The sequence below is a fragment of the Desulfovibrio sp. genome (assembly GCF_009712225.1).
Taxonomy (GTDB): Bacteria; Desulfobacterota; Desulfovibrionia; order Desulfovibrionales; family Desulfovibrionaceae; genus Desulfovibrio.
Genome location: NZ_WASP01000010.1, coordinates 231,198 through 257,524, shown reverse-complemented (window position 1 = coordinate 257,524; position 26,327 = coordinate 231,198). Strand labels below are relative to the sequence as shown.

At 49.0% G+C, this 26,327-nt stretch carries 21 protein-coding genes, 2 pseudogenes and 1 riboswitch; of the genes and pseudogenes, 22 read left to right on the top strand and 1 reads right to left on the bottom strand.

Annotation, left to right across the window (positions count from 1 at the left end):
• The first annotated feature begins 2 nt into the window (after positions 1 to 2).
• From F8N36_RS13460 to asnB (F8N36_RS13390), 16 genes and pseudogenes are all read left to right on the top strand, one after another.
• A complete protein-coding gene (locus F8N36_RS13460; protein WP_291333330.1) occupies positions 3 to 776 on the top strand; it encodes a class I SAM-dependent methyltransferase in 774 nt (257 codons plus the stop codon).
• Positions 777 to 985: 209 nt separating this feature from the next.
• The gene (locus F8N36_RS13455) at positions 986 to 2,005 is read left to right on the top strand and encodes an acyltransferase (RefSeq protein ID WP_291333329.1); all 1,020 of its coding nucleotides are present in this window, start codon (positions 986 to 988) and stop codon (positions 2,003 to 2,005) included.
• A 15-nt stretch (positions 2,006 to 2,020) separates the two neighbouring features.
• Positions 2,021 to 2,842 carry a class I SAM-dependent methyltransferase gene (locus F8N36_RS13450; RefSeq protein WP_291333328.1) on the top strand — a complete coding sequence of 274 codons (822 nt, stop codon included), beginning with the start codon at positions 2,021 to 2,023 and terminating at the stop codon, positions 2,840 to 2,842.
• Between the two features lies 1 nt (position 2,843).
• A complete protein-coding gene (locus tag F8N36_RS13445; protein WP_291333327.1) occupies positions 2,844 to 4,025 on the top strand; it encodes a glycosyltransferase in 1,182 nt (393 codons plus the stop codon).
• Positions 4,015 to 4,119: pseudogene (locus tag F8N36_RS16355) on the top strand (Trm112 family protein); the annotation flags it as partial. The gene F8N36_RS13445 and the pseudogene F8N36_RS16355, both read left to right, overlap by 11 nt.
• Before the next feature lie 54 nt (positions 4,120 to 4,173).
• Positions 4,174 to 4,905, top strand: coding sequence for a class I SAM-dependent methyltransferase (locus tag F8N36_RS13440; RefSeq protein ID WP_291333326.1), 732 nt, complete (start codon positions 4,174 to 4,176; stop codon positions 4,903 to 4,905).
• Positions 4,906 to 4,910: 5 nt separating this feature from the next.
• Positions 4,911 to 5,990, top strand: a complete 1,080-nt coding sequence (gene wecB / locus F8N36_RS13435; RefSeq protein ID WP_291333325.1) for a UDP-N-acetylglucosamine 2-epimerase (non-hydrolyzing) — start codon at positions 4,911 to 4,913, stop codon at positions 5,988 to 5,990.
• Positions 5,991 to 6,350: 360 nt separating this feature from the next.
• Positions 6,351 to 6,623 carry a hypothetical protein gene (locus tag F8N36_RS13430; protein WP_291333324.1) on the top strand — a complete coding sequence of 91 codons (273 nt, stop codon included), beginning with the start codon at positions 6,351 to 6,353 and terminating at the stop codon, positions 6,621 to 6,623.
• 291 nt (positions 6,624 to 6,914) lie between these two features.
• A complete protein-coding gene (locus tag F8N36_RS13425; protein ID WP_291333323.1) occupies positions 6,915 to 7,799 on the top strand; it encodes a polysaccharide deacetylase family protein in 885 nt (294 codons plus the stop codon).
• Positions 7,787 to 9,637: an asparagine synthase (glutamine-hydrolyzing) gene (asnB, locus tag F8N36_RS13420; protein WP_291333322.1), complete on the top strand. Its 1,851-nt coding sequence runs from the start codon at positions 7,787 to 7,789 to the stop codon at positions 9,635 to 9,637. The genes F8N36_RS13425 and asnB (F8N36_RS13420) overlap by 13 nt, the downstream gene beginning before the upstream one ends.
• Complete coding sequence (locus F8N36_RS13415; protein ID WP_291333321.1) at positions 9,634 to 11,028, top strand: glycosyltransferase; 1,395 nt, start codon at positions 9,634 to 9,636, stop codon at positions 11,026 to 11,028. The genes asnB (F8N36_RS13420) and F8N36_RS13415 overlap by 4 nt, the downstream gene beginning before the upstream one ends.
• Before the next feature lie 119 nt (positions 11,029 to 11,147).
• Positions 11,148 to 12,311 carry a class I SAM-dependent methyltransferase gene (locus tag F8N36_RS13410; protein WP_291333320.1) on the top strand — a complete coding sequence of 388 codons (1,164 nt, stop codon included), beginning with the start codon at positions 11,148 to 11,150 and terminating at the stop codon, positions 12,309 to 12,311.
• 4 nt (positions 12,312 to 12,315) lie between these two features.
• Positions 12,316 to 13,089 carry a glycosyltransferase gene (locus F8N36_RS13405; protein ID WP_291333319.1) on the top strand — a complete coding sequence of 258 codons (774 nt, stop codon included), beginning with the start codon at positions 12,316 to 12,318 and terminating at the stop codon, positions 13,087 to 13,089.
• A complete protein-coding gene (locus F8N36_RS13400) occupies positions 13,086 to 14,903 on the top strand; it encodes a glycosyltransferase family 4 protein (RefSeq protein ID WP_291333318.1) in 1,818 nt (605 codons plus the stop codon). The genes F8N36_RS13405 and F8N36_RS13400 overlap by 4 nt, the downstream gene beginning before the upstream one ends.
• Positions 14,864 to 15,814 carry a glycosyltransferase gene (locus F8N36_RS13395; protein ID WP_291333317.1) on the top strand — a complete coding sequence of 317 codons (951 nt, stop codon included), beginning with the start codon at positions 14,864 to 14,866 and terminating at the stop codon, positions 15,812 to 15,814. The genes F8N36_RS13400 and F8N36_RS13395 overlap by 40 nt, the downstream gene beginning before the upstream one ends.
• Before the next feature lie 9 nt (positions 15,815 to 15,823).
• Positions 15,824 to 17,758, top strand: coding sequence for an asparagine synthase (glutamine-hydrolyzing) (gene asnB / locus F8N36_RS13390; RefSeq protein ID WP_291333316.1), 1,935 nt, complete (start codon positions 15,824 to 15,826; stop codon positions 17,756 to 17,758).
• Between the two features lie 874 nt (positions 17,759 to 18,632).
• Here asnB (F8N36_RS13390) and F8N36_RS16350 read toward each other — a convergent pair.
• Complete coding sequence (locus tag F8N36_RS16350) at positions 18,633 to 18,860, bottom strand: helix-turn-helix transcriptional regulator (protein WP_366247052.1); 228 nt, start codon at positions 18,858 to 18,860, stop codon at positions 18,633 to 18,635.
• A riboswitch (cobalamin riboswitch) is annotated at positions 18,860 to 19,032 on the top strand. (Overlaps the previous gene by 1 nt.)
• Positions 19,033 to 19,107: 75 nt before the next feature.
• Here F8N36_RS16350 and F8N36_RS16345 point away from each other — a divergent pair.
• The 6 genes and pseudogenes from F8N36_RS16345 to F8N36_RS13365 all read left to right on the top strand — a co-directional run bounded on the left by F8N36_RS16345 (position 19,108) and on the right by F8N36_RS13365 (position 26,325).
• Positions 19,108 to 19,362: a hypothetical protein gene (locus F8N36_RS16345; protein WP_366247056.1), complete on the top strand. Its 255-nt coding sequence runs from the start codon at positions 19,108 to 19,110 to the stop codon at positions 19,360 to 19,362.
• A pseudogene (metE, locus tag F8N36_RS13385) lies at positions 19,266 to 21,151 on the top strand (5-methyltetrahydropteroyltriglutamate--homocysteine S-methyltransferase). The gene F8N36_RS16345 and the pseudogene metE overlap by 97 nt, the downstream one beginning before the upstream one ends.
• Positions 21,152 to 21,172: 21 nt before the next feature.
• Positions 21,173 to 21,604: a hypothetical protein gene (locus F8N36_RS13380; RefSeq protein ID WP_291333315.1), complete on the top strand. Its 432-nt coding sequence runs from the start codon at positions 21,173 to 21,175 to the stop codon at positions 21,602 to 21,604.
• A gap of 801 nt (positions 21,605 to 22,405) precedes the next feature.
• Positions 22,406 to 23,428: an iron ABC transporter permease gene (locus tag F8N36_RS13375; RefSeq protein WP_291333314.1), complete on the top strand. Its 1,023-nt coding sequence runs from the start codon at positions 22,406 to 22,408 to the stop codon at positions 23,426 to 23,428.
• A 26-nt stretch (positions 23,429 to 23,454) separates the two neighbouring features.
• On the top strand, positions 23,455 to 24,222 hold the full coding sequence (locus F8N36_RS13370; RefSeq protein WP_291333313.1) for an ABC transporter ATP-binding protein: 768 nt from the start codon (positions 23,455 to 23,457) through the stop codon (positions 24,220 to 24,222).
• Positions 24,223 to 24,333: 111 nt separating this feature from the next.
• Positions 24,334 to 26,325 (top strand): TonB-dependent receptor, encoded by a 1,992-nt coding sequence (locus F8N36_RS13365; RefSeq protein ID WP_291333312.1) that lies wholly within the window; start codon positions 24,334 to 24,336, stop codon positions 26,323 to 26,325.
• Positions 26,326 to 26,327 lie beyond the last annotated feature (2 nt).

Sequence of the window (26,327 nt, the reverse complement as noted above, 5' to 3'; positions counted from 1 at the left end):
CAATGGAATCGCCATACAAAAAATCAGAATTATATCAGCCAAAAACTATTTCTGCAAATATACATGATATTATTGATTCGAATCTCTATGCCCACAAGCAACTACTTGAGAAAGTAAATCTCGTTGCAAAATATATCAATCCCACATCCACATTATTAGACCTTGGATGCGGGAATGGAGCCACATTGGCATACTTTCAAGGCAAGGCTGGAACTTTGTTGGGAGTAGATTTTTCTGAAAGGTTTGTGGAGTTTGCCAATGCACAATTTGCGCAAGGCTACTCGAATATACAATTCTTCACCTCGGATATATGTAACAGCTTTGAGCTGCCATCTCTGGTGGACTGTGCATACTCCTTTTCATGTCTATACTATATAACAGATTTTTCGGGGTTTTGCACAAGTCTGTCAAACCATATTAGGCCTAATGGTATAGCTATTTTAGACTTGGGCAATAAGCGTTCACTCAATACTTTCTGCTGTAGGTATTATGAACGTGAAGACGGATATGCACAAAATACAGCAGATAAGATTGAAAAGCAGATGGCCATACTACATGATGCAGGTTTTGATGTTTTGGAACACAGAAGTTTTCAATTTCTTCCCCTATGGGCAGGTAAGCCAAAATTTTTATGGCCATTATTACACCCCAAATGGAATGATTGGCTAAAAGTTCGGTGGCGGGGGAGGATGCTTGACGAGTGGTTGAGTTCGGCCCCCATGCTATGGAGATTGGCCTTTAGGCATCTGGTGGTATGCCAAAAGAGAGGCAATTGACGCTATGTAGTTGCAAGTAACAATAAGGAAAAATCTCGTTTCTTTAATTAGTTATGTATTGTCGTCCATTCTAGATATTTTGACTCAAATTAATTGATATTCAAAGAGATGTTAATTTTCATAACAAAGCAAAAAAATAGTATGAAACTGCGAGAAGAATAAATGATAGAAATACAATACAAACAGCTTATATATCAAAGCTAGCACAAATGTTTGGCATCTACCGCTTTTTCCTTTCTTTGCTTGTAGTCGCATCTCACTTGTTGGAGCCTACAATGTACAAAACAGGCGCTCAAGCTGTGTCATGTTTCTTTGTTTTAAGCGGGTATCTAATGGCTAAGAGCATTGATGCAACATATGGAAGAACATGGAGTGGCTTTTTTAAATATATAACAAACAGAGTATTACGCATCTATCCGACGTATTGGCTTGTGTTGTTGTCGTCATGTCTTTTTTTAATGTTTTTTCCTTCAAAAGTATTAATATCACAAATGGTGCTGACGTCAGATCTGTCAGCTGTATTTGCCAATATTACCCTTTTTAACCTGTATAGTTACGATAATATATTTGTTCCACCAGCGTGGTCTTTGACAATCGAATTGTTGTTTTACATAGTCATTGGTCTTATTCCGCTAGATTTTAAGATGGCTCGCCTGGGTTTTATTTTAAGTGTGCCGTTGTTAGCAGCCGTGTATTTCTTAGGATTTGATACAAACGAACACATAACTCGCCTTGCACAAGGCCAGCTTTGCTTTTCTCTTGGGGCTTTTGTCAACTATTCTTCGCGTCAGATTCGCAAATACAAACTGGTATATTCTATAGTAATTTTATCACTACTTATATTTTCATGGTATATTTTAAGCTATTTCAGCTTGAAGATATATCCTTCAATAATGTATATAGGGGCATTCGCTAGCGGGGCTATGATTATAGTATTAAGATCGTTTTCTTTTGAAAATTTCTCAGCCCCCCTAGGCAGACAGGCTTTAGTAAAGGCTGATAAGTTTTTGGGGGACATTGCATACCCCCTCTTTCTTGTTCATTACTTCATAGGCCAGCTATTGGCTGCAGTGGGTATTCCTCCTTTTACCATCCCATTTTTTCTAAGTTCATTGCTTACTTCTATTGGCATATCAGCTCTGATGGTAAAATATTTTGAAGATCGAATTAATCGGTTACGCGACTTGGTACGAGGACGGAAGGCATTTTCTGCGTCTCAAGGCCGCTAACATGCTGGAGTATTGATGTTTGATCAAGATCCCTACCTGAATACACTTACAGTCGATGAACGTGACACGATAATTCGATATCTTACTGACTTGTACGATGGTGTATTTTCTCCTCAATCAATCGAAAACCATTTTATAAGTTATGTGGGGTTTGAATCTTCAGAATCGTTGATTGAGCTTTTGTTACAGCAGGTACCGGAAAAATCTAAAATACTGGATATCGGGTGCGGCTTTGGAACATTTGTTCTGGCTGCACGTGCACATAGTTATGATGCTTTTGGGATAGAACCTGCGGCTTTTGAAGTAGAGATCGCCAGAAAACGGCTTGGTCGCCTTTGCCCCACCGCCCCGGCAGAAGCAGTTTTTCGTATTGCATCTGCAGATGAGATAAATGATGACGTTCCTACATTTGATGCCATAACACTGTGGAATGTGGTTGAACACATTCCTGACACTTCAAAACTGTTTCAAAAATGCCACAGCCTGCTTAAACCTGGCGGAAAACTTTTTATCATTTGCCCCAATTATTTTGCATGGCGAGATGAGGCTCATTATCACCTGCCTTGGTCCCCGGTTGACTTCTGCTTTGCAAGTCGTTTCGTGAATAAATGCGTGAAACTTGGTAGAAACCCAGAATATTTCTTGAACGGAATCGTCACTGTGACAAATTGGGGCGTTTTGCAAATGCTGCACAGATTGAAATTTTCCTTCATGGATTTTTCTGGGTTAAATTACTCTGTGGCACCCAGATTATCAGTTTCGTCTATCTGTAATTTTGCAAGATTTTATTTCCCATTCAAACAATCTATCTGTCTTATCGCTACAAAGGATTCTTAGCATGCGCCTGCTTGTTATTGTGCCAGATAGGCTTTCAGACATACTTACTAAGGGTGAGTACCAGCCACTTTACTATAATCCTGGCGAAATTGCGGATGAAGTGCACATCCTCATGACCAATGACGACGCACCAGATAAAGAGGCCATGCAACGAACAGTCGGCAAGGCCAAACTTTTTCTGCACAATTACCCTTGTGATTATTCCCTTCCTGCTGCGCGTCTTCCCGTGCTTGACTCGTGGCGTTTGCGCCGCTGGGCACGGGGAGGGGTTGAAATTGCCCGCCGCATTCAACCGGACATGATCCGTTGTCACAGTGCGGACTGGAATGCCTATTTGGCATCGCGCATCAAGAAAGAACTTGGCGTGCCCTACTGCATATCTTTGCATATTAATCCAGATGTGAATACCGTGGCGCGGTATGCAGCCCCCCAATCACCACAGGAACAGCGGCACAATGCTTTTTATGAATACCTAGAGCATCAGGCACTATCACATGCAAGCTACATTTTGCCCGTGTATAAGCCTGTCCTTTCCTACTTGCAGCGCCATAAAATTTCTGAAAATCGAATCAAGGTGTGCTATAACATACTGAATTGTTATAATTTGCAAAAAAAAGAAAACTACTCGGCAGGTAAAACATTCCATTTTATTTGCGTGGGGCGCCTCTTTACTGAAAAAGACCCAACAAACATTCTTAAAGCTATGGTGGACCTGCCAGACGCCAAACTGACAATTGTTGGAGATGGGCCAGCCAGAAATAGACTGGAATCACTGGCAAATCAGCTATCCATTTCAGATCGTGTTGTTTTTTGTCCTGCTATCCATAATGACGATCTCTGCAAAATGCTGCCACAACAGGACGCATTTGTTGTGCATACAGAATACTATGAACTCAATAAATCTGTGCTGGAGGCTTTATTAACGGGGCTGCCGCTGATCATAAACCGGCGCAAAGGATTGCCCGTGCCTGAGCTTGTCGATGCAGATTTTGTACAGTTTGTGGATAATACCCCGGAAAGCTACCGCAGCGCCATGCAACAGATAATAGAAAACGATGTTGCCAGAGAGGCACTGGGAAAACGAGCGTTCTCCCATGCCCGCAAACATTGGGATCCAGCTGTTGCAGAAGCGGCATACGTAAACGTTTATAAGCAAATGCTGAGTGAAGAACATGTTCACTAAAACATGGCCTTGGCTGCGCTGTCCCATCTGTAAGAACCAGCTCACGGAATCCTCCGGTGCGCTTGTGTGTTCATCTTGCAAAGGGCATTACCCTATAATCAATGGCATGCCACTGTGCGTACCTGATGCGAGTAGACATGAAGCGGACATGGAAACTGCCCGCCTGGTAAAACCCATATGGTATCAAGACGAACAGCCCCCGGAGCAAGGTAGCCCATGGCGCCACCACCTGCGCAAACGGCGAGAATACGTTCAATCGGTGTTGCGCTCAGAATGCAATGCTAAAAGAGAACGATTTTCAATGTTGCTTGATTTAGGATGCGGAGACGGCAATAATACTCTCTGGCTACAGGAATTTGCCTCTCAACTGTGTGCCAGTGATTATAATATGGTCAGGCTAGCAAGAACAAAGCATCGCGTTCCATCAGCCCGTTGTTTTTTAGGAAATATTTTACAGTATCCAGTTGCCGATGCCAGTATGGACTGTATTTTTTTTAACCATGTTTTGGAACATATCCCGGACGACATCGCAGCACTCCACGAAGTGCGCAGGGTGCTGAAGCCTGGAGGGTTGCTGATACTGGGCGTCCCCAATGAGGGATGCTGGTGGTGGCAACTGGCATACAAGCGGGATCCAGAATCATTGCGCACCACAGATCATGTACATTTTTATACATCCAAGATCATCACAGAAAGACTTGCTGAAACGGGTTTTACAATCACATCTGTGCACCATATGGGCTGGGGGCCACCAGATTGGTCACTTGATGGTAGAATTCGACAATACAAATGGGTAGATGACTTGTTTGAGCGTGTTGGCAAGATTTTTATTCCCGGCCAGGCTTCGTCTCTATACGTTATTGCACATGCCTTAAGGTAGTTTTTATGCATATCCATATTGTTGTTGCTGCTCGCCCAAACTTTATGAAGGCCGCCCCATTATGGCGCGCACTTAGCAAACAGAGCTGGGCTGATATATCGCTCATTCATACCGGGCAACACTATGATTATGCCATGTCTGATGTCTTCTTTGCAGAGTTGGGGCTCCCCACTCCGCACATCAATTTGGGCATAGCTGGCACAACACATGGACAGCAGACGGGACGCGTGCTCGAGGCGTATGAACGCGTATTGCTCTCAGAACGGCCAGACCTGGTAATCGTTTGCGGCGATGTTAATGCAACCCCGGCAGCGGCCTTGGCCGCAGTTAAGCTTGGCATCCGCACCGCACACCTGGAGGCTGGTCTACGATCTTTTGACCGCTCCATGCCTGAAGAAATTAATCGTATTGTCACAGACAGTATCTGCGACATTCTTTGGACTCCATCATCTGACGCAGACAAAAACCTTCTTAATGAGGGAGTTGCAAAGGATAAGATACATAAAATTGGCAATATAATGATTGACACCCTAACATTGCTGCGCCCCTGCATAGAAAAAACATCCTTGCCTGCTGACTTGGATATAGCAAACAAGCCATATGCTCTTGTTACACTGCACCGCCCCTCCAATGTCGATAGCCAAACAACGTTGAAAGAGCTTTGTGATGCCCTGCTTAAATGCGCCACGCAAAAAAATCTTGTCTTTCCATTGCACCCCAGAACGCGCAATCGACTGGAGCAGTTCGGCTTATTTTCAAAAATTCTTTCCTGTCCCTCCATTAAAGTAACTGCGCCTCTGCCGTATTGCACGTTCATGCGGCTACTGTTTGGAGCTGATGCCGTAGTTACCGATTCTGGCGGCGTTCAGGAGGAAACCAGCTTTTTGGGGATACCCTGCCTTACATTACGTGAGAATACTGAACGGCCCATAACGATTACCTCTGGCACAAACCAGCTATTGAACGCGGCCTTACTGCCAGAAGTGCTTGCAAGCACCCGGCGCCCCCCGGTTGCCCCCTCAATTCCTCTATGGGATGGTTGTGCAGCACAGCGAGCACTAAAAACCATTCAATCTTTGTTGTAAGTTAACGACCTTTGTGTTCACAGGCGGATCGATAGACGGAGAACACGACCATGCCATGGACAAACAAAAAAATATAGTAATCACGCAGACGTACGGCTTAAAAATCTATGCGGATCATGTACAGATTGCTTGAACTGTACTTTGTGACGTCTATGAGTTCTGATACAAACCATCTGTCCACAAGAGACGTTTTCAAACATCTCAACCTTCTAACATGGCTACATGATATTACAGAAGAAAATTTTATTTGCATTTCATTTGTATGCAGCTTGCATGCGCCGCAGCCTTTTTAAGAGAATATCATGTTGAGGTAGCTCCTTTTGACAACATTTTTAGACAGGCAGATTAAAACTTTATTTTATGAAATATTCACACCGTGACAGTGATGATTATTTTTTATACATCTTTCCCTTAGTTGAACTACAAAACAAATCGATTTTATGGGTTAGTTGCGGTGTGTTTATAGCCAACCTGTGGGCACAGCACGGGACAAACATTACTGCTGTTGATTTTAATTCCGTTGCCGTTGCCGCAAAAAGCAGTGTTTTAAATTATCGGCTAGCAGGTTGCGTACAAGCGGCAGGCGGCGAGCCGTTGTCTTTTGCAGGCTCGGGTTTTGATTGTGTTTATTGATGAGGACTATTGCATCATTCGTCCTGTATCCAAACCTCGGGAGGAGAGTTGTTGCGAATTCTAAAGCCAGGCGCTAGAACTTGAGTCACGCTTCAGCAGATTTTCGTTTTTTTGTAAAGAATCGTAGAGTGTTGAACACATCAGCATAGAAACGTTTGGAACTGACGAGCCTGGACTGTTGGGATACTTTTTACCACCAGCACTCCTTACCTTGCCGCAACCGCTTTTAAACGTTCTTGCCAAGCGCTGGGTTTGGTGCTTTTAAATTACTGCCCATAAGCCGGGGGAATCATGCTACAGTCTTTTTTAAATTTCTTTCGCAAGCCCGCAGAAAGTCATCCCTGGCAGGGGTATGCGGAACATATGAAACGGCTTGGTATTACTCAAACTTCCCTATTTCTCTCATTCGACTGCGATACAGACCTGGATGCTGAAGCGACTTTATCTTTGCTGCCGTTGTTAGAGCAACGTGGGATCAAGGCATCTTTTGCCGTGCCTGGCACACAACTTTTACGCCAAAAACAAGCGTACACAGAAGTTGCTTCACGAGGGTATGAATTCTTCAATCATGGGTTGCGGCCCCACACCGAATGGGATGGTCAAAAGTATGTTGGCCGTACCTTTTATAACGAACTGACACCCCAAGAAGTAGAAAACGATATTCGCGAGGCAGATACCACATTGCGGGAGGTGCTTGGCATTACACCCCACGGGTTTCGCGCTCCACATTTTGGCTGTTACCGTGAGCCGGATCAGGTTGCATTTATGCATGCCGTATGCGCTGATCTTGGCTATACATACGCATCAACTACGATCCCAGCGTACGCGTTGGAGCACGGCCCAGCCTTTATTTCGCAAAACATTGTGGAACTCCCCTTACTGGGCTCATGGAATAATCCAACATCCATACTGGATTCGTGGACCTATCTTGCAGATCGCGTTCACTACCGACTGTCGGAAGAATACTTTACCCTTTTCAATGAAACGATAGCTGCATCCACAAAGCACCGCGTACCATTGTTGCTTTCATTGTATGTTGACCCTGCCCATGTATTGGGGCAGGCCCCCTTTATGCGCATGCTTGATATGGTTCGTGAATTGCGTATTCCGAGTTACACAGGCAAAGAGTGCGCACAATTCTTTCGTGGCAGGCTGGAAGGGACATGTGCGGCATAGCGGGCTGGTATGGCTGGACAATCTCGCCCGATGAGCGACACAGCCGACTGCAAAAGATGTGCAATACTTTGCACCATCGCGGTCCAGATGACAGTGGTTATTTTGTGCATGATCATGTCGGGCTGGGGATGCGGCGGCTGACAATTCTCGACAGAGAAGGCGGGCGTCAGCCCATGGCCAGCCATGACAACATGCACGTGCTCGTTTGTAATGGCGAAATTTATAATCATCAGGAATTGCGCCAACAACTGATCACCCTTGGGCACTCATTTTCCAGCACCCACTCTGATACGGAAGTGTTGCTCGCCATGTGGCGGCAATACGGAACCAGCGCGCTTAAACAGTGCAATGGCATGTTTGCGGCCGCCATCTGGAATGCGCAAAATGAAAGCCTGCATCTGGTCCGTGACCGCCTTGGCGTAAAGCCCTTATACTATTATTATGATGGCAAGCAGCTGATATTTGCTTCTGAAATAAAGGCAATTCTTGCATCGCAGGCATTTACCCCCGAGGTCAATGAACGAGCCATTTGGGACTATATGACATTTCGGTATGTTCCTGGACCTCATACTATTTGGAAAAATGTATATAAACTCCCACCGGCACATTATCTTGTTTTTAAGCAGGGAATGGCAGAGCCATTGGTACAACGTTGGTGGGATATTCCTTATACCAACCCGCCCCGATCCCTTTCATTGCAGCAGGCTGCCTTGGAAGGAGAAGCATTGCTGGAGGATGCTGTTAATTTGCGAATGTTAGCCGACGTCCCTGTTGGCATTATGCTCAGCGGGGGCTTGGACAGTTCTGTAACCGCCGCGCTGGCGGCCCGTCGTTGGGGAAAAGGCATAAAAACCTTTTCAGTTGCGTTTGCTGATCCGCAGGCCATCGACGAGCGGCCTTTCGCCAGGGAAGTGGCCGCACACCTTGGCACAGATCACCATGAAATAGTCTTGAGTCAGCAGCAGTTTTTGGAAGCTCTGGACTCGTTTGTCTACGCTACGGACGAACCACTGGCAGATCTCGCTTCCATCCCCCTTCAGCATGTGTGCGCTCTGGCGCGAGACCATGTCACAGTAGTGCTTTCGGGAGAAGGAAGTGATGAGGTGCTGGCCGGGTACAACTTTGAAGAAAATGTGCGCCAGTGGGAACTCTCGCGTAAACGCACCGGGATTGGACAAATTTTAGACAGGCTTTGGCCGCGACCGGCGCCTGACATGCGCACCTGGGATACCCCACTTTCCATGACCAACTACTATACCTCTGCGGACAAGGCCGCCATGTTTCACAAAAAAGCAACATGGCCAGACAGTTTTGATCCTTCAAAACATGATTTACAGCGCCTGGGCGATCAGCACACGCTGGATCAGGCTCTGTATCTCTATTGCCAGGGGTGGCTCACAGAAGACCTGCTGATGAAAGCAGATCGGATGAGCATGCTGCACTCTCTGGAGCTGCGTACTCCCTTCCTTGATTACCGTTTTGTGGAGTGGGCCGCGCAAATCCCCCCACACTTCAAAGCAGGGCAAGACTGCAATGGGGTGTGGACCAGCAAACTCGTCCTGAGAAAAATGGCAGAACATCTTTTGCCTGCATCCATTATCACGCGCCCCAAGCAAGGTTTCCCAGTGCCTGTATATGAATGGCTGGCAGGCCCCCTAAAAAACTTTGCTCACGATATGCTGGCTGGAGAGGCCACGCGCTTGCGGCAATGGTTTACGCCAGAGGCTCTCTCTAACCTGCTGCGCGCGGCCACGCAAAACGGAGCATCATGGCTGGAGCAGCACCGCCTTTGGAATTGCATCATTCTGGAGCTTTGGGCGCGGAGATGGGGCATATGAACAAACATTTGTTAGCCATAAGTTGGGCTATGCCACCCATTCTGTCACCAAGATCAATACAGGTTGCCCGTCTTGTCGCATCCCTGCAAAAATATGACTGGGACACTTCTTTTGTCTGTGCAGATCCCCCTGAAAGCGACACTCTATTTTACAAAATGGACGAGTCTTTTGCTGCGCGTTATGCCAAGCATTATGCATTGCAAAAAGTATCATACTCCAGCACAAGCACATGCCTTGAAGACCGCTGGGTGCAAAGGGCAACAAACGCCGCTATCAAGACAATGGGAGAGCGCACGTTTGACGCTTTTATCACGTTTGCGCAGCCCTTCTCAGACCATCTTGTAGGCATCAACCTTAAAAAGAGGTTTCCAGGCCTACCCTGGGTTGCGCACTTTAGCGACCCGTGGGTGGACAACCCCTATTTAGAACCCTTGTGTCAGGATTTTGTTGCGGAACACCTGACGATAGCACTTGCAGATGCGGTTATTTTTACCACGGACAGAACTCTACGCCTTGTGATGAAAAAATACCCTGAGTCATGGCGCAGTAAATGCCATGTACTGCCGCATGGGTTTGAAGGGGAATGCACTCCTGCAAGGATACGTCCCCCCAAACAGGATATGCTTCTGGTGCATACAGGCAATCTGTACGGGAGGCGCATTCCTTTTGCCCTGCTGGATGCGCTGGCACAATTGCGCAGTGAAGGAATATGCTGCCGGGCACGTTTTGTGGGGGAGGCGCAGAAATCCTTCTTTCAACATATTCAAGATCTGCGCCTTGAAAACCTGGTGCAGTGTGCCACCACGGTGTCTTCCAATCAGTTGACGGCATATTATAACGATGCAGACATTCTGCTTGCTTGCGATGCCCCAGCTTCGGAAAGTGTTTTTTTGCCCAGTAAACTTCTGGACTACATGACATTGGGGCTACCCATTCTAGCACTCACCCCCGAAAACGGCTCATCTGCAGATTTCCTTAGGGAAGTCGGTGGAATAATAGCTCCTCCAGATGATGCATCGGCTATAGCTAGCGTGCTTCGATCTTGCAACGAGCATGCAAAAACGGGAACGCTGCATAGCCTTGCCCCACGCGAAGCCGCAGCACTAAAATACTCCATCACAAATGCGGCCAGTAGTATGAATGCCATTCTTTGCAATACCACAGCTCAGCCTGCGTCTTCATTGCCGCACTATTGCAGCAAATTGCACGAAACGATGGTGACACTTGAGGAGGAACTTGTTCATCTGCGTTCCAGTGTTGCAAGCTACCGAGAAATGGTAGCTGATTTGCCAAGCGAATGCTTGGCAGCGCTTCGCGAAAATTCATTTATTTCCAGAGTGTTCAAAAAATTACTTCGTATCTATGCTGCTTATATAAAAAATGAAAGTTAGCAATACCTGTGCGCTGTAACATTTCGTTTCTTGCTATCTTATTAGTTATATAATTAATTTAAATTTTCTAATTTAGTTAGCTGTTTTTAAAGGCTAATATCGAAATGTGGGAGAATGCAATGTCTGAACGTTTTGGATTTGGTAAAAACTGGAAAAATTTTGTCGAAAAACATTTTTCTGAAGAGCGTGCGACAGCTGCCTCTAAAAATTTATTACATTCGCTACAACTACAACAACTGCACGGCATGAGCTTTCTGGACATTGGGTGCGGTAGTGGCTTGCACTCTTTGGCTGCATGGCGAGCAGGTGCCCGCAGCGTTTACAGTTTTGACTATGATACAAACTCGGTGGAAACCACAAAGGCTCTATGGCAAATGGCCGGCCAGCCAGAAAACTGGATAGTGAGGCAGGGGTCGGTGCTGGACACTGACTTTATGCGCGGACTTGAAAAATTCGATATTGTCTATTCTTGGGGAGTACTTCACCACACCGGCGACATGTGGACAGCGATACGCAATGCAGCATTGCCACTCGCTGATAATGGCGTTTTTTTTGTGGCCTTGTATAGCGATACCAGCTACCGAGACGCTTCTTGGCATAATGCCCCAACCCCAGAACAGTGGCTTCATATCAAGCAAATCTATAATGCGGCTTCCCCCGCACGCAAACGGTATATGGAATATGGGTATGTATGGCGTACGTTTTTAGCACCTATGCGCCGCAACCCACTTAAATTAGCGAAAGCAGGAATACGCCTTGCGCGCGATATCCTCTCCTACAAGCAAGCTAGGGGTATGGAATTCTGGACAGATATCCGGGATTGGATGGGCGGATGGCCAATGGAATTTGTCAAAGAGCAGGATTATGTTCGTCTATGCACCGAGGAGCTCGGGCTTGAGCCTTTGTGGATCAACTCTGGCGAAGGTAACACAGAATTTCTCTTTCGGCCCAAAGGCGCCCATAATTATTGGGATGTCATACTCTCAGGCCGACAGTTTTTCCCCCTTCCCGAGCCTTTCAACCATGAGGCCGGGCAAATGTATAGCAGTAAGCTTTTCCACCTGAAGAACAAAAGCAACAACGAGCAGGCAGCTCGAGGTTCAACGTTAACACTATTCGAAGATGGCGTCCCTCTTGGGTATCGCCATGCGCAACAAATTGGCATCGAAAAGAGTGGATCGGGAAGATACCTGCATTGGGAAGATGCCGTGTATTTTTCCAGCTCAGACTTGAGCGACCCTCGTCATAATGGCCGAAAGTATACCTATTGCTTGGAGCCATAGCCATATGCCACGCGTCAGCGTTGTCATCCCGTGCTATAATCAAGGGCACTATCTTCAAGAGGCGATACAATCTGTATTGAATCAGGACTATGATGACATGGAGATCATCATAGTCAATGATGGTTCCACAGACATCGCAACTCTCGAGGTGTTACAGACATATACCTTGCCCCACATTCATGTGCTGCATACCGACAATCAGGGCCTGAGCAGCGCACGCAATAACGGCATCGCCATGGCGCGGGGACAATACATACTGCCCCTCGACGCCGATGATGCCATTGCAAAAGATTATGTACGGCGGGCGGTTGCAGAGCTTGACGCAAATCCGCAAGTAGGCATTGTCTATGGGGAAGCTGAATTTATGGGAGCGGCAAGCGGACGTTGGAACTTACCGCCTGCTTCTTTGCGACGCATGTTGACGCGCAATGTGATTTTTCATGCGGCATTCTTTCGGAAAATGCACTGGGAAATGGTTGGCGGGTATAAAACCAACATGCGTTATGGCCTTGAAGACTGGGATTTCTGGGTTTCCTTGCTTGAGCAGGGGGGGGCAGTAACGCGCCTTGACGGACTTGTTTATTTTTATCGTATTGCAGAAGTCTCCATGACAACACAGCTGCGCGCGAAGCTGTCGCATTCTCTTTATAGCTATACAAGACTGATGCTCAACCATAAAAAACTATACATGCAACACCCGTTGCAGCTTGCAAAGCTTCTGGCCATAGTTTTGCGAAATTGTATATACCACACCATAGGCTACAAGGTACAGCGATGAAGCCATTGCACCGTATTCGTTTTTTTCTGACGCAATACGCTCCGTGTTTACTCCCACTGGCACATTTCCTCTTGAATGCTGCGCGCCTTGCACCATTCAAGGTGCAAGGCGTTCCAGCTATAAACAGTAAGAGCTATGCCGAAAAATTGCGTGACATCATAAATACGGCAAGACATGCTCCAGAGCAAACCTCAACGCATCTCTTACTATATACGGGAACTCTCTGCAGTGGGGGCGCTGAACGTCAATGGTGTTATCTTGCCAATGAATTGGCTTCGCGAGGATATAGAGTAACCCTTCTGGTGGACGTAATCACTGGAGAGTGCGGGCATTATGTGCCGCTGATACATGACAACGTGCAACTGATGGGCCTGGATACCATGAAGGTATCTTTAAACACCGCCTTAACTTGCACCGCGCAAGAGTTTCCCTATCCTTTGTGTGCAACTCTCCTAGCTATTCTATATCTGCGCCCAACCCATGTGCTCTGCCAACTGGATCAAACAAATATCATTGGAACCACTGCTGCACTCCTGACAGGGACGCAAAAGGTACTGATGTCCTTCAGAAGCGTAAATCCATCACATTTTCCCTATATCTATTCAGAATGGTTGCTTCCGCAGTATAAGGAACTCATTGCCTCACCCCGTGTGGTTTTGACCGGCAACTCCAGGGCTGGTTGCGACGATTATGCACAATGGCTTGGCATTGACAGCAGTCGCGTTACTACTATCCGCAACGCAGTCAGTATTCCTGAAGTACCACTTCCACAACGCAGACAGGCCATACGCCAAAGTCTGGGCATTGAGCCAGGGAAAAAGATTATTCTTGGAGTTTTTCGCTGGACCAAGGAAAAAAATTTCCATCTGTTTCTGGAAATAGTACGCGACCTGCACGCCAGATTTCCAGATTTACTAGTGCTACACGCAGGGCAGGGACCATATGAGCATGAAGTTCGCCATGCTCTGAAACGCCATGGCCTTCAAAATGTCGTGCGCCTTCTGGGGCGGCGGGAAGACGTGGTGGATCTGATGCATTGTGCAGACTTACTCTTGCTTACCTCAAATAACGAAGGCCTGCCCAATGTTGTGCTGGAGGCGCAAGCCGCCGCGCTGCCCGTGGTGGCCACCAGGGTTGGCGGAATTCCAGAAGCCGTTCAGGATGGTAAAACAGCCTTGCTTGCTCCCAGAGGAGACAAGGAGACCCTGATGGCCCACTGTGCAGAATTGTTGGATAACGCTGCGCTGCGCCAGAGCATGGGACAAGCCGGACGAGAATTTATCCAAAAAAAATTCAGCCATGCAGCTATGGGTGACAAGATGTTGGACCTCATAGGCCTGCCACACAAATCCGAAAACCCAGCAACGCACGACCTGTCCTCTCTGGCTGCCGAACTTCCCATTGCAGAAGCAATTGCCTGGGTTGGCCTGAAAAAATATTTTTCAGAGCACCATGAGCCTGTCGTTTGTTTTTCAAGACATTTTTCTTCAAAAGAAAACTCCATTCTCCCTGACGGCTCGGTGAGGGTATGCCCCCAACAAATTGCAGATGCAGACAAGAACACTATCAACTTTGATTGGCACATTGCCAGTGATTGGACCTCGTTAAAAAACAGCATTCCGCACTGTCGCACAGCAGTTTTTCTTGACAACGCGTGCTGCGAAGCAAAAATCCGCAACGGTCTCAATCAGTGTGGCTTTGAACACATTCTGTTTCATGACCAAGGGAATTTATACCTCATACCAACAGTGCACCCTTCCCTGTTTCGCCGGTTGTGGATGTTGGCGCGTTCGTCATTTCGACGGAGAGCCTGATGGAACCCATCATTGACGTGCTCATGCCAGCATACAATGGCGCGCGCTTTTTGGCCTCTATGCTGGATTCAATACTGGAACAAAAGGGGGCTGCTGTTCGACTGCACGTGAGAGATGATGGCTCTTCCGACGCAACCCCAATGATTCTAGAGCGGTACGCGCGTCAACATGCTCGCATACAAACGCAGTGCGGGCCACGACTAGGTGTTGTGGGCAATGTTAACGCCCTCATGACGCATTCCAGCCAAGGCGAAAGCGCATATTTTGCCTTGGCGGATCAGGATGACATCTGGTTTGCAAACAAGCTTGAGCAGCAATACTGCCTCATGTGTCGCCTTGAACAGCAACACGGAAAGGAATGCCCCATACTGCTGTATTCTGACGCGCACTGCATAGATGAAAATGGACGAACGGTTACTCCATCTTTTTTGCATCAAATGGGCATCCCGCGTGGATGGGGGCAAACATTGCGGCAATCACTAGTCATGTCACCCGCTTTGGGCTGCACATGTATGGGCAACGCGGCATTACGCCGCCTAGCCCTTCCCCTGCCGCAAGGCGAAAACATTTTTATGCATGACTGGTGGCTGCTGCTTGTCGCCTGCTGTTTTGGCGTGGCTCGCTGCATGCCAGAGCCGCTTGTGGCTTACCGACAGCACAGCGCCAATGTGCTTGGCATCCCAAAAAAACGAGGTCTGCGGCAAATGCTGCTGGACAGCCAGAAAAATGCACAGCGCACGCAAGAACAGGCTGCGGAATTTTTTAAACGATATGCGGACAGGATGGACACGGCGCAACGGGAAATTGTTCAAGGTTGGGCACAGATGCCCTATGCCCCGCGCATACATCGTTTATGGCGATGCTGGCGCTCTGGCTTTGGCAAACCGGGAATGCGCTGGTTAACAACATAAGGGTGATGTATGTGCGGCATTGCAGGGTTGTTCTCACCTTCTGCGAATATTAATGCAGAACGTTTGCAGGTTTCGTTGGAAGGAATGACTAAAACGCTGGCCCATCGTGGACCAGATGCTGAAGGCTTATGGGCCGATCCCGTTCACGGTATAGGGCTTGGGCACAAGCGCCTGTCCATCCGTGATCTTTCACCCACTGGTGCGCAACCCATGCAGACTGGGCATGGCCGCCATGTCATCGCCTACAATGGCGAAATCTACAACGCAGAAGAACTACGTAGTGAATTACACCAGCAGGGTGTTTCTTTTGATGGAACTTCCGACACCGAGGTGGTGCTTAAGGGCTGCGCCTTGCATGGTGTGGAGGCCTTTGTTCCACGCATGATCGGCATGTTTGCTTTTGCCTTTTGGGATGCAGAAAAGCGGCAGCTAAGCCTTGTGCGCGACCGATTGGGAGTAAAACCTCTTTACTATGCATGTTTTCAAGGTGTGTGGGGCTTTGCCTCGGAGCTGAAAGCACTTTACAAGCACCCCCATTGGAAGGCGGATATCAACCGTCAGGCAGTAACACAATTTTTGCGCTATGGTTACATTCATGGGCCTATTTCAATTTTTTCACAGGTATACAAATTGTTGCCGGGCAGCCTGCTGCAAATCGATGCCAGCGGAACCACTCAGGAGCACGTCTATTGGGACGCGCGTGAAAAGATGCGGGAAGGGCAGCGCACTCTGTATCGAGCTAGCCATAACGAGCTGGTGGAATCTACACACCGGATGCTCAGAGATGCGGTAAAAAGGCGTATGGTGGCGGATGTATCGCTGGGGGCTTTTCTTTCCGGCGGCATTGACTCCTCACTCGTGGTTGCGCTCATGCAGGCGCAAACATCACAACGCGTGCGTACCTTTTCCATAGGTTTTTCCGAGTCGGAATACGATGAAGCCCCCTACGCTAAAGCCATTGCAACGCATTTGGGCGCAGATCATACCGAACTTTACATGGAACCCAAGGATGCATGGGATGTCATTCCACAGCTGGCAAGCATGTATGACGAGCCTTTTGGTGACTCATCCCAGTTGCCCACCTACCTGCTTTCAGCCATGACGCGCAAGCATGTGACTGTGGCCCTGTCTGGTGATGGAGGGGATGAGGTTTTTGCTGGATATGCCCGCTATTTCCTCTTTGAGGATACAAGCTCCATTGAAAAAAAGTTTTGGAAGCTGGCTTCGGACATTTTGCAGCGCACGCCCGCATCCCTGCTGCAACTCATTGCGAGGTGTGCTCCTGCCCGGTATAAGCAAGACTTTGTCGGCAGGCTTACACGCATGGTAGAGCGCCATTACGTTGACTATTTGTCGCGTTATCGGCAGGTGTGCCTCACGCACTGGCCTGCGCCGGGAGACCTTGTGGTTGGCGGAAGCGAACCCCATGACGTGCTTGACGACAGAGGATTTCTCGACGCGCTCGCCGGTAAGGTGAGCCAGATGCAGGCTGCAGATACCCTTTGCTATTTGCCAGATGATATCCTCGTCAAGGTGGATAGAGCCAGCATGGCCGTTTCCCTGGAAGTGCGCGTGCCATTACTGGATCACCGCCTGTTTGAACATGCGTGGCGGTTGCCCGCAGATATGAAGGTTCGCAATGGACTCGGCAAAATAGTGCTGCGTGAAGTATTGTCGCAATACGTGCCACGCCAGCTCTTTGAGCGCCCCAAGATGGGCTTTGGGGTGCCCATCGACCATTGGTTGCGCGGCCCGCTGAAAGACTGGGCGCAAAGCCTGCTTGACCCGCACACAATGAAAGGGCAGGGCCTTTTGCGGCCAGAAGCCATTCTGCCTTCTTGGCAGCGGCACCTCGCAGGCGAAAATTTTGCCTATCCCATCTGGAATGTGCTGATGCTTGAAGGTTTTTTGCAGAGCTCAGCGCATGCAGTCTGTGCGGATTGACAGGCGGCAGGCTCAGTAGTCGTGCGAGCGGGATTTGACAGCAGGCTCGGATGTTGCTGATTTTGGAATTTTTGTGCCCCTTGAAGCCATTGTAACAACAGAGCGAGCCTCTCCAGAGGCCAAAATCTCATTACCATCTCATGCCACTAGCTAATGGCAATGCCATCCAGAGTGGTTATTTGATTTTCTCTGACCTTAACAAGCAAGTAAAAAACAAGATTGACACCGACAATGATGGACTTGTTCATTTTTCAGAGAGTAACGGACAAAAGGGTATCATGATCGACAGAAACTCAGATGACTTGAACAGCAGAAGAACAACGCAGTCTATGCTGGCAGTTACCTGACTAAAACTAGAACCATAGAATATAGCCCCTAGGGGTCAATGGTGCCATCTTCATCAAGGATAAAAAAAGCATGACAACTAACAATCACTGATCTCGCTGAGGTTGATATGCCCAACTTCATGGATAGCTAGATCATAAGAAAAATTATCAAGGGTTTATGTAGGTTGAGCGCCCTATTAGAATACTCTATCGCTCCGTTATAAGTATAGAAAAGGTGAGTGTTGGCTTCACGAGCAATACTCACCTTCATTTTTTATTCATCAAATTCATTACTCCGGCAGTCGCTGCCACCAAGTTGATCAATGCTTTCTTTCAATGTTCGGTAAGTAATTCAGCTAGTTCATAGAAAGATAGCTGTTTGACGAAGGTTACATAAATAAACCGGAAACGGCATGTACTCCTTTCCGGTAATTGAGTTGGCACCAATCCAAACTGTATGCGGTGAGAATGATCCACTCATCGCATCAGTTCAACCGTCAGCCAAATTTGCTGAATAAAGGCTTCTTGTTTATGAGCAGGAACTCCTTCTAACGTGGCCTGTAGTCGGCTACTGGCCCCAAGCACGTCTCCTTTAGGAGATGGTACAAATTCGCAACCGTACATTGCAGGGCTCCAGCCAATTCGGGTAGCTTGATAAGCTTGGGGGCAATTTCCCCCTGTTCCATCCGAGCCAGAGCCTGTTGTGTGATTCCTATTTTCTCCGCCAAAATCTCCTGACTCAACAGAATAGTTGCATTGACAGAATGGCTGGACATCAATATCAATTTATTTAGATATTGTGATAAAAAACGGAAGGCCGTGAAAACCTGCCGCGGGCGCGCAACTGTAATCGGCATTACCTGAGTCATGGTCACGGTTTGCAGCAGATGGGTAGGCCTGACTGACACAGGCCGGAAGCTAGGAGACGACTTGTCACAATTGCTGCGACTGGCGCAGCGTGGCAGTACTGTCTCGCGTGCAGGCAAATGCCCGGCCTATCGGATTTCACGCATCCGGTTCTGGATGAACGTGAAATGGACTGCTCTTTCAACATTTATTGAAAGGAGCATCCCTATAAAAACCCACATCCTCGGGTTTCCCTCAATCGGCAGGCAAAGAGAGCTGAAGCAGGCCCTCGAGTCTTTCTGGAACGGATCCCGTTCTGCTACCTCGTACCAGAAATTACAGACAGTACACCATGGCATCCGGGTGAGCACCCTGTACTTGCGGACACCCTACTTGCACATGATCTGGTTTTTTCGCCCAAGCCAACCCTGATCGGTCCGTTTACCTGGCTGCTACTGGCAAAATCTCAGGATGAAACTCTCAAATGGGCGCAGCTTGAGGGCATTGCCATGGCGTACGCCGATCTGTTGGCCTCGCTCGCCCCTCTCTGCGACAGTATCCAGATAGAAGAACCCGTGCTGAGTACAGAGTTGCTGCCCCCGGCTGCGGTCAGGCGCTTAACCGAAACATACGCTGGTCTCAACGCCGCCAGCAGTAACAGGCTGATGGTCACAACATACTTTGGATCGCTTGAAAAAAATTTCCCTCTGGCGTTGGAATCCGGCTGTGCGGTGCTGCATGTGGATATGGTACGAGGCAGGGATGAACTGGGCAATATCCTGGCCGCCATCCCTGACAATATGGCGCTTTCGCTTGGAGTCGTGAACGGGCGCAATATCTGGAAGGCGGATTTTTCCCGGATATTGCCGTGCATTGAGCAGGCTACAGCAGCTTTGGGCAGCGAACGGGTTTTGCTCGGTTCAAGTTGCTCTTTGCTGCACTCGCCCGTAGATATAGATGCGGAAACAGCCCTCCCAGTGCACATACGCGGGCGCATGGCCTTTGCAGTGCAAAAATGCGCGGAAGTTGCAGCCCTTGGCAGAATTGCCGAGCAAGCGACCTCGCAAAAAATCCTGAACAGAATCGCAGATCGGCAAGAAGTCGCTACTCACCCTGATCTGCATATTGGAGCGGTGCGGCAGCGGGCTGCTGTCACTTCGGCGCAATTGTCCCGCCAATCCAGCTATCCCTCCCGCAAAGAAGCGCAAGGCTGGCTTGCCTTGCCTCATTTGCCCACTACGACCATTGGTTCATTCCCTCAAACTGCAGAAATACGCACAATCCGGCGCGACTGCAAAAACGGTAGCATAAGCGAAGCCGTATACATGGCAGCCATGCAACGTGAGATTTGTCAGTGCATAGAAAAGCAGGAACAGCTGGGGCTGGACGTGCTGGTGCATGGCGAAGCGGAACGCAACGACATGGTTGAATACTTTGGTCAACAACTGGGCGGCTTCTGTTTTACGCAGAACGGCTGGGTGCAGAGCTACGGCAGCCGCTGCGTCAAACCACCCGTAATCTACGGTGATGTGTACCGCAAACAGCCCATGACCATAGACTGGATACGATATGCACAGTCGCTCACGCAAAAGCCGGTCAAGGGCAAGCTCACCGGCCCGGTGACTATCCTGTGCTGGAGCTTTGTGCGAAAGGATCTTCGCCGGGCAGATGTGTGCAAACAGATTGCCCTTGCAATCCGTGACGAGGTTCTTGATCTGGAAAAGGCCGGAGTGCGCATCATCCAGATAGACGAAGCCGCCCTGCGCGAGGGCATGCCCCTGACTCGTGCGGCAGCAGAAGACTATTTTCACTGGGCTGTGGATGCTTTCAGATTGGCTACCTCGGGCGTTGCCGACAGCACGCAGATACACACGCACATGTGCTACAGCGAGTTCAATGCCATTCTGCCGTGGATTGCCCAAATGGACGCCGATGTCATCAGCATTGAATCCAGCCGCAGCGGTATGGAGCTTCTGGATGCTTTCGAGAGGTTTAACTACGCCAACGAGGTCGGCCCGGGCGTGTACGACATCCACAGCCCGCGAGTGCCCGCAACGGAAGAAATGGCCGAACTGCTGCACGCGCACTTAGGCACATTCCAGCGGAGAGACTGTGGGTTAACCCGGATTGTGGCCTGAAAACAAGGCAATGGGATGAAGCATACCCGTCGTTGAAAAATATGGTTGTGGCTGCCGCAATCGTCCGCGCCTCAGTGGAGTAACAGCATGGAAGGTACAATCAAATGAAGACTGATAAAACCAACGCAGACTTTGGGAACAAACCACCTTTTCGTGCTGACCATGTGGACAGTTTCCTGCGTTCAGAAACCATAAAAAAGGCCAGAAAGCAGCTGCAAGACGAAGAAATTACACTTGATGATCTGCGCAGTGTGGAAGACAAAGCCATCAGGCTTCTGGTTGAAAATCAGAAGCAGTGCGGGCTGGAGGCTGTTACCGATGGGGAATTCCTCTGCAGCTTGTGGCATCTGGACTTTTTTGCCGGGCTTGATGGTATTCAAAAAAAACAACCACCTGCGAGGGATTTGTCTTTTATGGCGTGCATGCCAAGGACGAAAGTGTTGAGTTGGCTGCCCTCGTGGGCTTTTCCAACCACCCCATACTGCGTGATTTTGCCTTTCTCAAGTCCTGCGCTGGCGACAATACTGCTAAAATGACTATTCCATCGCCCGCCATGCTCCACTTTGTTCTGGCTATCTGCAAAGAGTAGTTTACGCTGCCCGGTTTCTATCGTTCCGAAAACGCGTTGCCGGAACACATTGCAAATACATACATAGAATCCCCTGAAGGCTTTCATTATGCTGGCTAACGCTATCTTCAGCTGGATGACACCATTTTTTTGGGGGGGCTGTGCTCTGCCGAATAGCGTGACGGGCTGAAAAAAAGATATTGATTCTGCGTCACTGGCGGAAAAATACGTGGACGTTGTGAACGCTGCCATTGCAGACCGGCCTGCAGAAATGCTGGTAACCATGCACATCTGCAGGGGTAACGTTCGTCCTAGGTGTTGATGTTGAAAAAATATCTAGAAGTAATACATTGATTTATGAGGTATGATGGATGTATTTAAATGTAACTATGAATTGTATTATGCGGCGGAATATAATTACAACAAGATATAAATAAGATGCAAAAGTATTATTAATCGGCAATTTATAAAAATAATTTCGCTGAAGAAAAGTTAATAAACATACTTAAGGCCTTTTTCCGCCTGTCCAACATGCGTTGGGCAGGCGTTTTTTGTTGATTTAAAATAATGCGAGCCATGAGACCTATTTATATCAGCCAAATGTGTGATTCAGAATTATAATTTAACCGTTCTTTTTAGTATAACTAGCTGTATATATAAAATAAGGAAAAAATTACGGCATAAAACTGTGGCACTAATTTAAATTTTGTACTACTAAGTCGTAGCACGATTTGTTAAAAAGTAATTTTCACCCATTGACGGAAGTTCCATGCAGTCCTGCTTGCCATGCTCAGCAATGTTTTTAGCGCACCGTGTGCGCAGTTGTATGATTTTGTTCTTGTTGTTGGGTTTTGTTGGTTGCGTGTTTGTGTTGGCCGTGGGGCTTGGCCCGCATGGATGGCAGTGGCCTTTGAGTCATGGCTCTGAGATGCAGAACAAAATTTTTTTGAATCTGCGTTTGCCGCGCGTGATAATGGGCATGCTGGTGGGCGCTGGCCTTGCCATGGGGGGGCTGCTCACTCAGGCCGTTTTGCGTAATCCGCTGGCGTCACCATTTACGTTGGGTATTTCATCTGGTGCTGCCTTTGGCGCATCTCTGGTCATTCTGGCCGGAGGTTCGTTTGGGCTTTGGCACATGGCTGGCTGCGCCTTTGTTTTTGCAGCGCTTACCGCCATGGTTATTCTGGGGGTGGCGACCCTGCGGGACAGCCGCCCTGAAACTCTCATTCTTGCTGGTGTGGCCGTGATGTTTCTGTTTTCTGCGGCAACATCTTTTGTGCAGTTTTTAGGCACAGAGCAGCAGGTTTCGGCCATCGTTTTTTGGAGTTTTGGCAACCTAGGCCGGGCCGGATGGGCGGAAATAACGGTGGCCGCCTGTATGATTTTGCTGCCCGCGCCTTTTGCGCTGCGTCTGGCCTGGGATTTTAACGCGCTGGCCTGCGGCGAGGAAAGCGCGGCGGCTCTGGGAGTGTCTGTGCGCAGCTTGCGCACCATTGGTATAGTGGCCGCTTCGGCCATGACCGCAGGAGCTATCTGCTTTACGGGCGTGATCGGTTTTGTGGGGCTGGTGGCCCCTCATGTGGTGCGGTTTTGCCTTGGCAGCGATCACCGTCTGCTGTTGCCGGGGGCTGCCCTGTTTGGCGCTGGGCTGGTTACTCTTGCAGACGCTCTTGCCCGGCTGCTTTTGCATCCGCAGGTATTACCCGTTGGCATTGTTACGGCATTTCTTGGTGTGCCATTCTTTTTTTGGCTTTTGCTGCGCAAGGGGCGTGGAAAGGATGGCATTTTTTAATGTCTGCCTGTCTGGAAGCAAATGCCGTGTCGTTTGCATATGCGGCAGAAGCTGCGGTGCTGAGCGGGGTTGATCTAAAACTACATCGCGGTGAAGTGTGCGCCCTGCTTGGGCCAAACGGCGTGGGAAAAACCACGTTATTGCGGATTTTGCTTGGTTTGCTGCGCCCTACATCTGGCGAAATTGTGTTGGAGGGCAGGCGCTTGGCGGGCATGCCAATACGCGAGCGCGCCCTGCGTATTGCCTATGTGCCACAGGAAGCGATGCCGCGCTTTCCCATGACAGTTTTTGAAGCCGTGTTGCTAGGCCGCAAGCCACATATGCGCTGGGGCCCTGGCAAGAATGACGTTGCCCGCACGGCCTGTGTGCTGGAGCGCATGGGGCTTGAAGCTCTGGCGCAAAAGCCGGTGGCGAACCTTTCTGGCGGGCAGCGGCAAAAAGTGGCGCTGGCCCGGGCTTTTGTACAGGAAACAGACTGGATAGTGCTGGACGAGCCTGTAAGTAATCTTGATTTGCGACACCAGCTTGAAGTGCTGCAACTGGTGCGCGACGCGGCAGAGAATAACATGGGTGTATTACTGTCGCTGCACGACATAAATTTAGCTGCTAGATACGCGCATAAGGTGGCATTGCTGCGCAGGTCAGAGCAGGGTGGTTGTATTGTCGCACACGGCAAGCCGTATGAAGTGCTTACTGCTGAGCGCATAAGTCATACATACGGTGTTGTTATGCAAACATACCACAGCACATGTTCAAAAAGTCCGTTGTGGTTTCCTTCATCCCTTCAAGCCTAGTGGAGTGGTTCTGTGAAGTTTAGCCGGTCATTGCACCTTGCCTGCCTTGCTTGCTGTAGCCTTTTGCCATGCTCTGCCTTTGCTGATTCCGACAGCGCGGCAGAGGCCGATATGGCCCCAGTTGTTGTTACTGCAACCAGAACAAAGCACAGCCTCGGGGATGTTCCCGCTGCTGTTTCTGTAGTTACCCGTAAAGAGATTGACCAGATGCCAGCGCAAAACGTGCTGGACGTACTGCGCACCATGCCCGGCGTGACGGTTGATGCCGACCGCAGCATGTTTGGCAGCAGTACCTACAACAAGGTCATCATTCGCGGTATGGGCGGCGATTCACAGGGGCGCGTGCAGGTGCTGATAGACGGCATGCCGGCCATGCCCCCCGGCTCTAATATTTTCGAATGGAACAGCATCAACCTTGATGCTGTTGAACGTGTTGAAGTTGTGCGCGGCCCTTCATCCGCCCTGTACGGATCAAACGCCATGGGCGGCGTTATCAACATCATTACGCGCACACCCCCCAAGGATGGCTTTACAACTACAGTCGATACAAAATATGGCAGCTACAATACCTGGGATTCCAGCCTGTTCCACGCCGGAACAGCAGGGAAATTCAGCTATTCACTTTCTGGCAGCTACCTTACATCGTACGGCTTCAACGGTATTCCCGAGCACAGTTCAAAAGCTTCCAGCAACCAGAAGGCGGGCTATAACGACGATGGCACCGGTATACGCAACGCCACCGGCGCTGCTCGCGTAGGCTACAAGTTTGATAAAACAGCCGATGTCACGTTCACAGCCGACGTGGCCTCTAACCTGCGAACGGGGCAGTATAATTTTGACAGTGATTACCGCCTGTACGAGTACCACAAAACAGGTTTTGGCACACGCCTGCACAAAGATTTTGGCGCAGTAGACAGTTCGCTGGCTTTTAGAGCCGACCTGCTCAATACCGATTTCGATAACATCGGCGGTACAATGGCAAAGGGTTACAGGGTCGATTATGTCAACCCCACAAAGCAGGAGCAGTACACTCTTGATCAGCAAAACACCTATGCCCTTGGCGATAACCAACTGGTAACGGCTGGTATAAATGCGTCTTACGGCCAGTCGGACAAGCATTACGATTATTCCCCTTCGTCCACGGGCAAAAACCGCGTGCGCGAAACCGGCGGCAAGCAGTACACCATGGCCGGATACCTGCAAGACGAGATCAGCTTTTTTGACAACAAGCTGCTGATCATTCCCGGTCTACGCTACGACGTTATCGGCACCAACGGTTACGACAAGGATTCGTCCAACAAAAGTCGTCCCGGGCGTAAAGAATACGGCATGGAAACCGACAGCCGCCTTTCGCCCAAGCTGGGCGTGCGTGTGAATCCATGGGATGGTATGCTTGTATTCAGGGCAAATTATGGCGAGGCATTTCGTTCTGCCAGCCTGGATGAGCGTTTTGGTGAATATATTTATGGCTCCACCCTGTATCGGGGCAGCCCGGATCTCAAGCCGGAAACCTCGCGTACCATTGATGCCGGGTTTGATTTTACGCCTGTCAAAGACCTTACATTCGGCATTACTGGCTATGTCACCTGGGCCGACAACTATATTGCTTCGGTGCAAAGTTCGACAAAAAACGCCCAAGGGTATTACGTTTCGCAAAAGCAGAATCTGGACAGCGTGCAGATTGCCGGTCTTGAGGGCGAAGCCAGCTGGAAGGCAATGGATTATCTGACTCTCTTTGCCAACGGCACCATCCTTAATCCACAGATGACCTCGGGCAAGTATCAGGGCAACCAGATTCCCTTTACGCCAACGTCAAAGGCCACTCTGGGCTTTACCTTTGATCACCCCGACTGGTTTACCCTGCGCGTGGGCGAAACCTGGACCGGCCCCATCTGGACAGATCAGGATAATACCGAGGCCTTTCAGGAAGGTAATTTCTGGCTGACTGAGGTTCGCATATCCAAACGCTTTACCTTCAAGGATTACTGGGTTGAACCCTACGCAGAACTTCAGGCGGCTACCACCAAGGAGGAGGTGCGCTACACCACCACCTCTCGCGTGCCCACCAACCTGGTCTTTGTGGGTGTAAAGGCCGGATTCTAAAC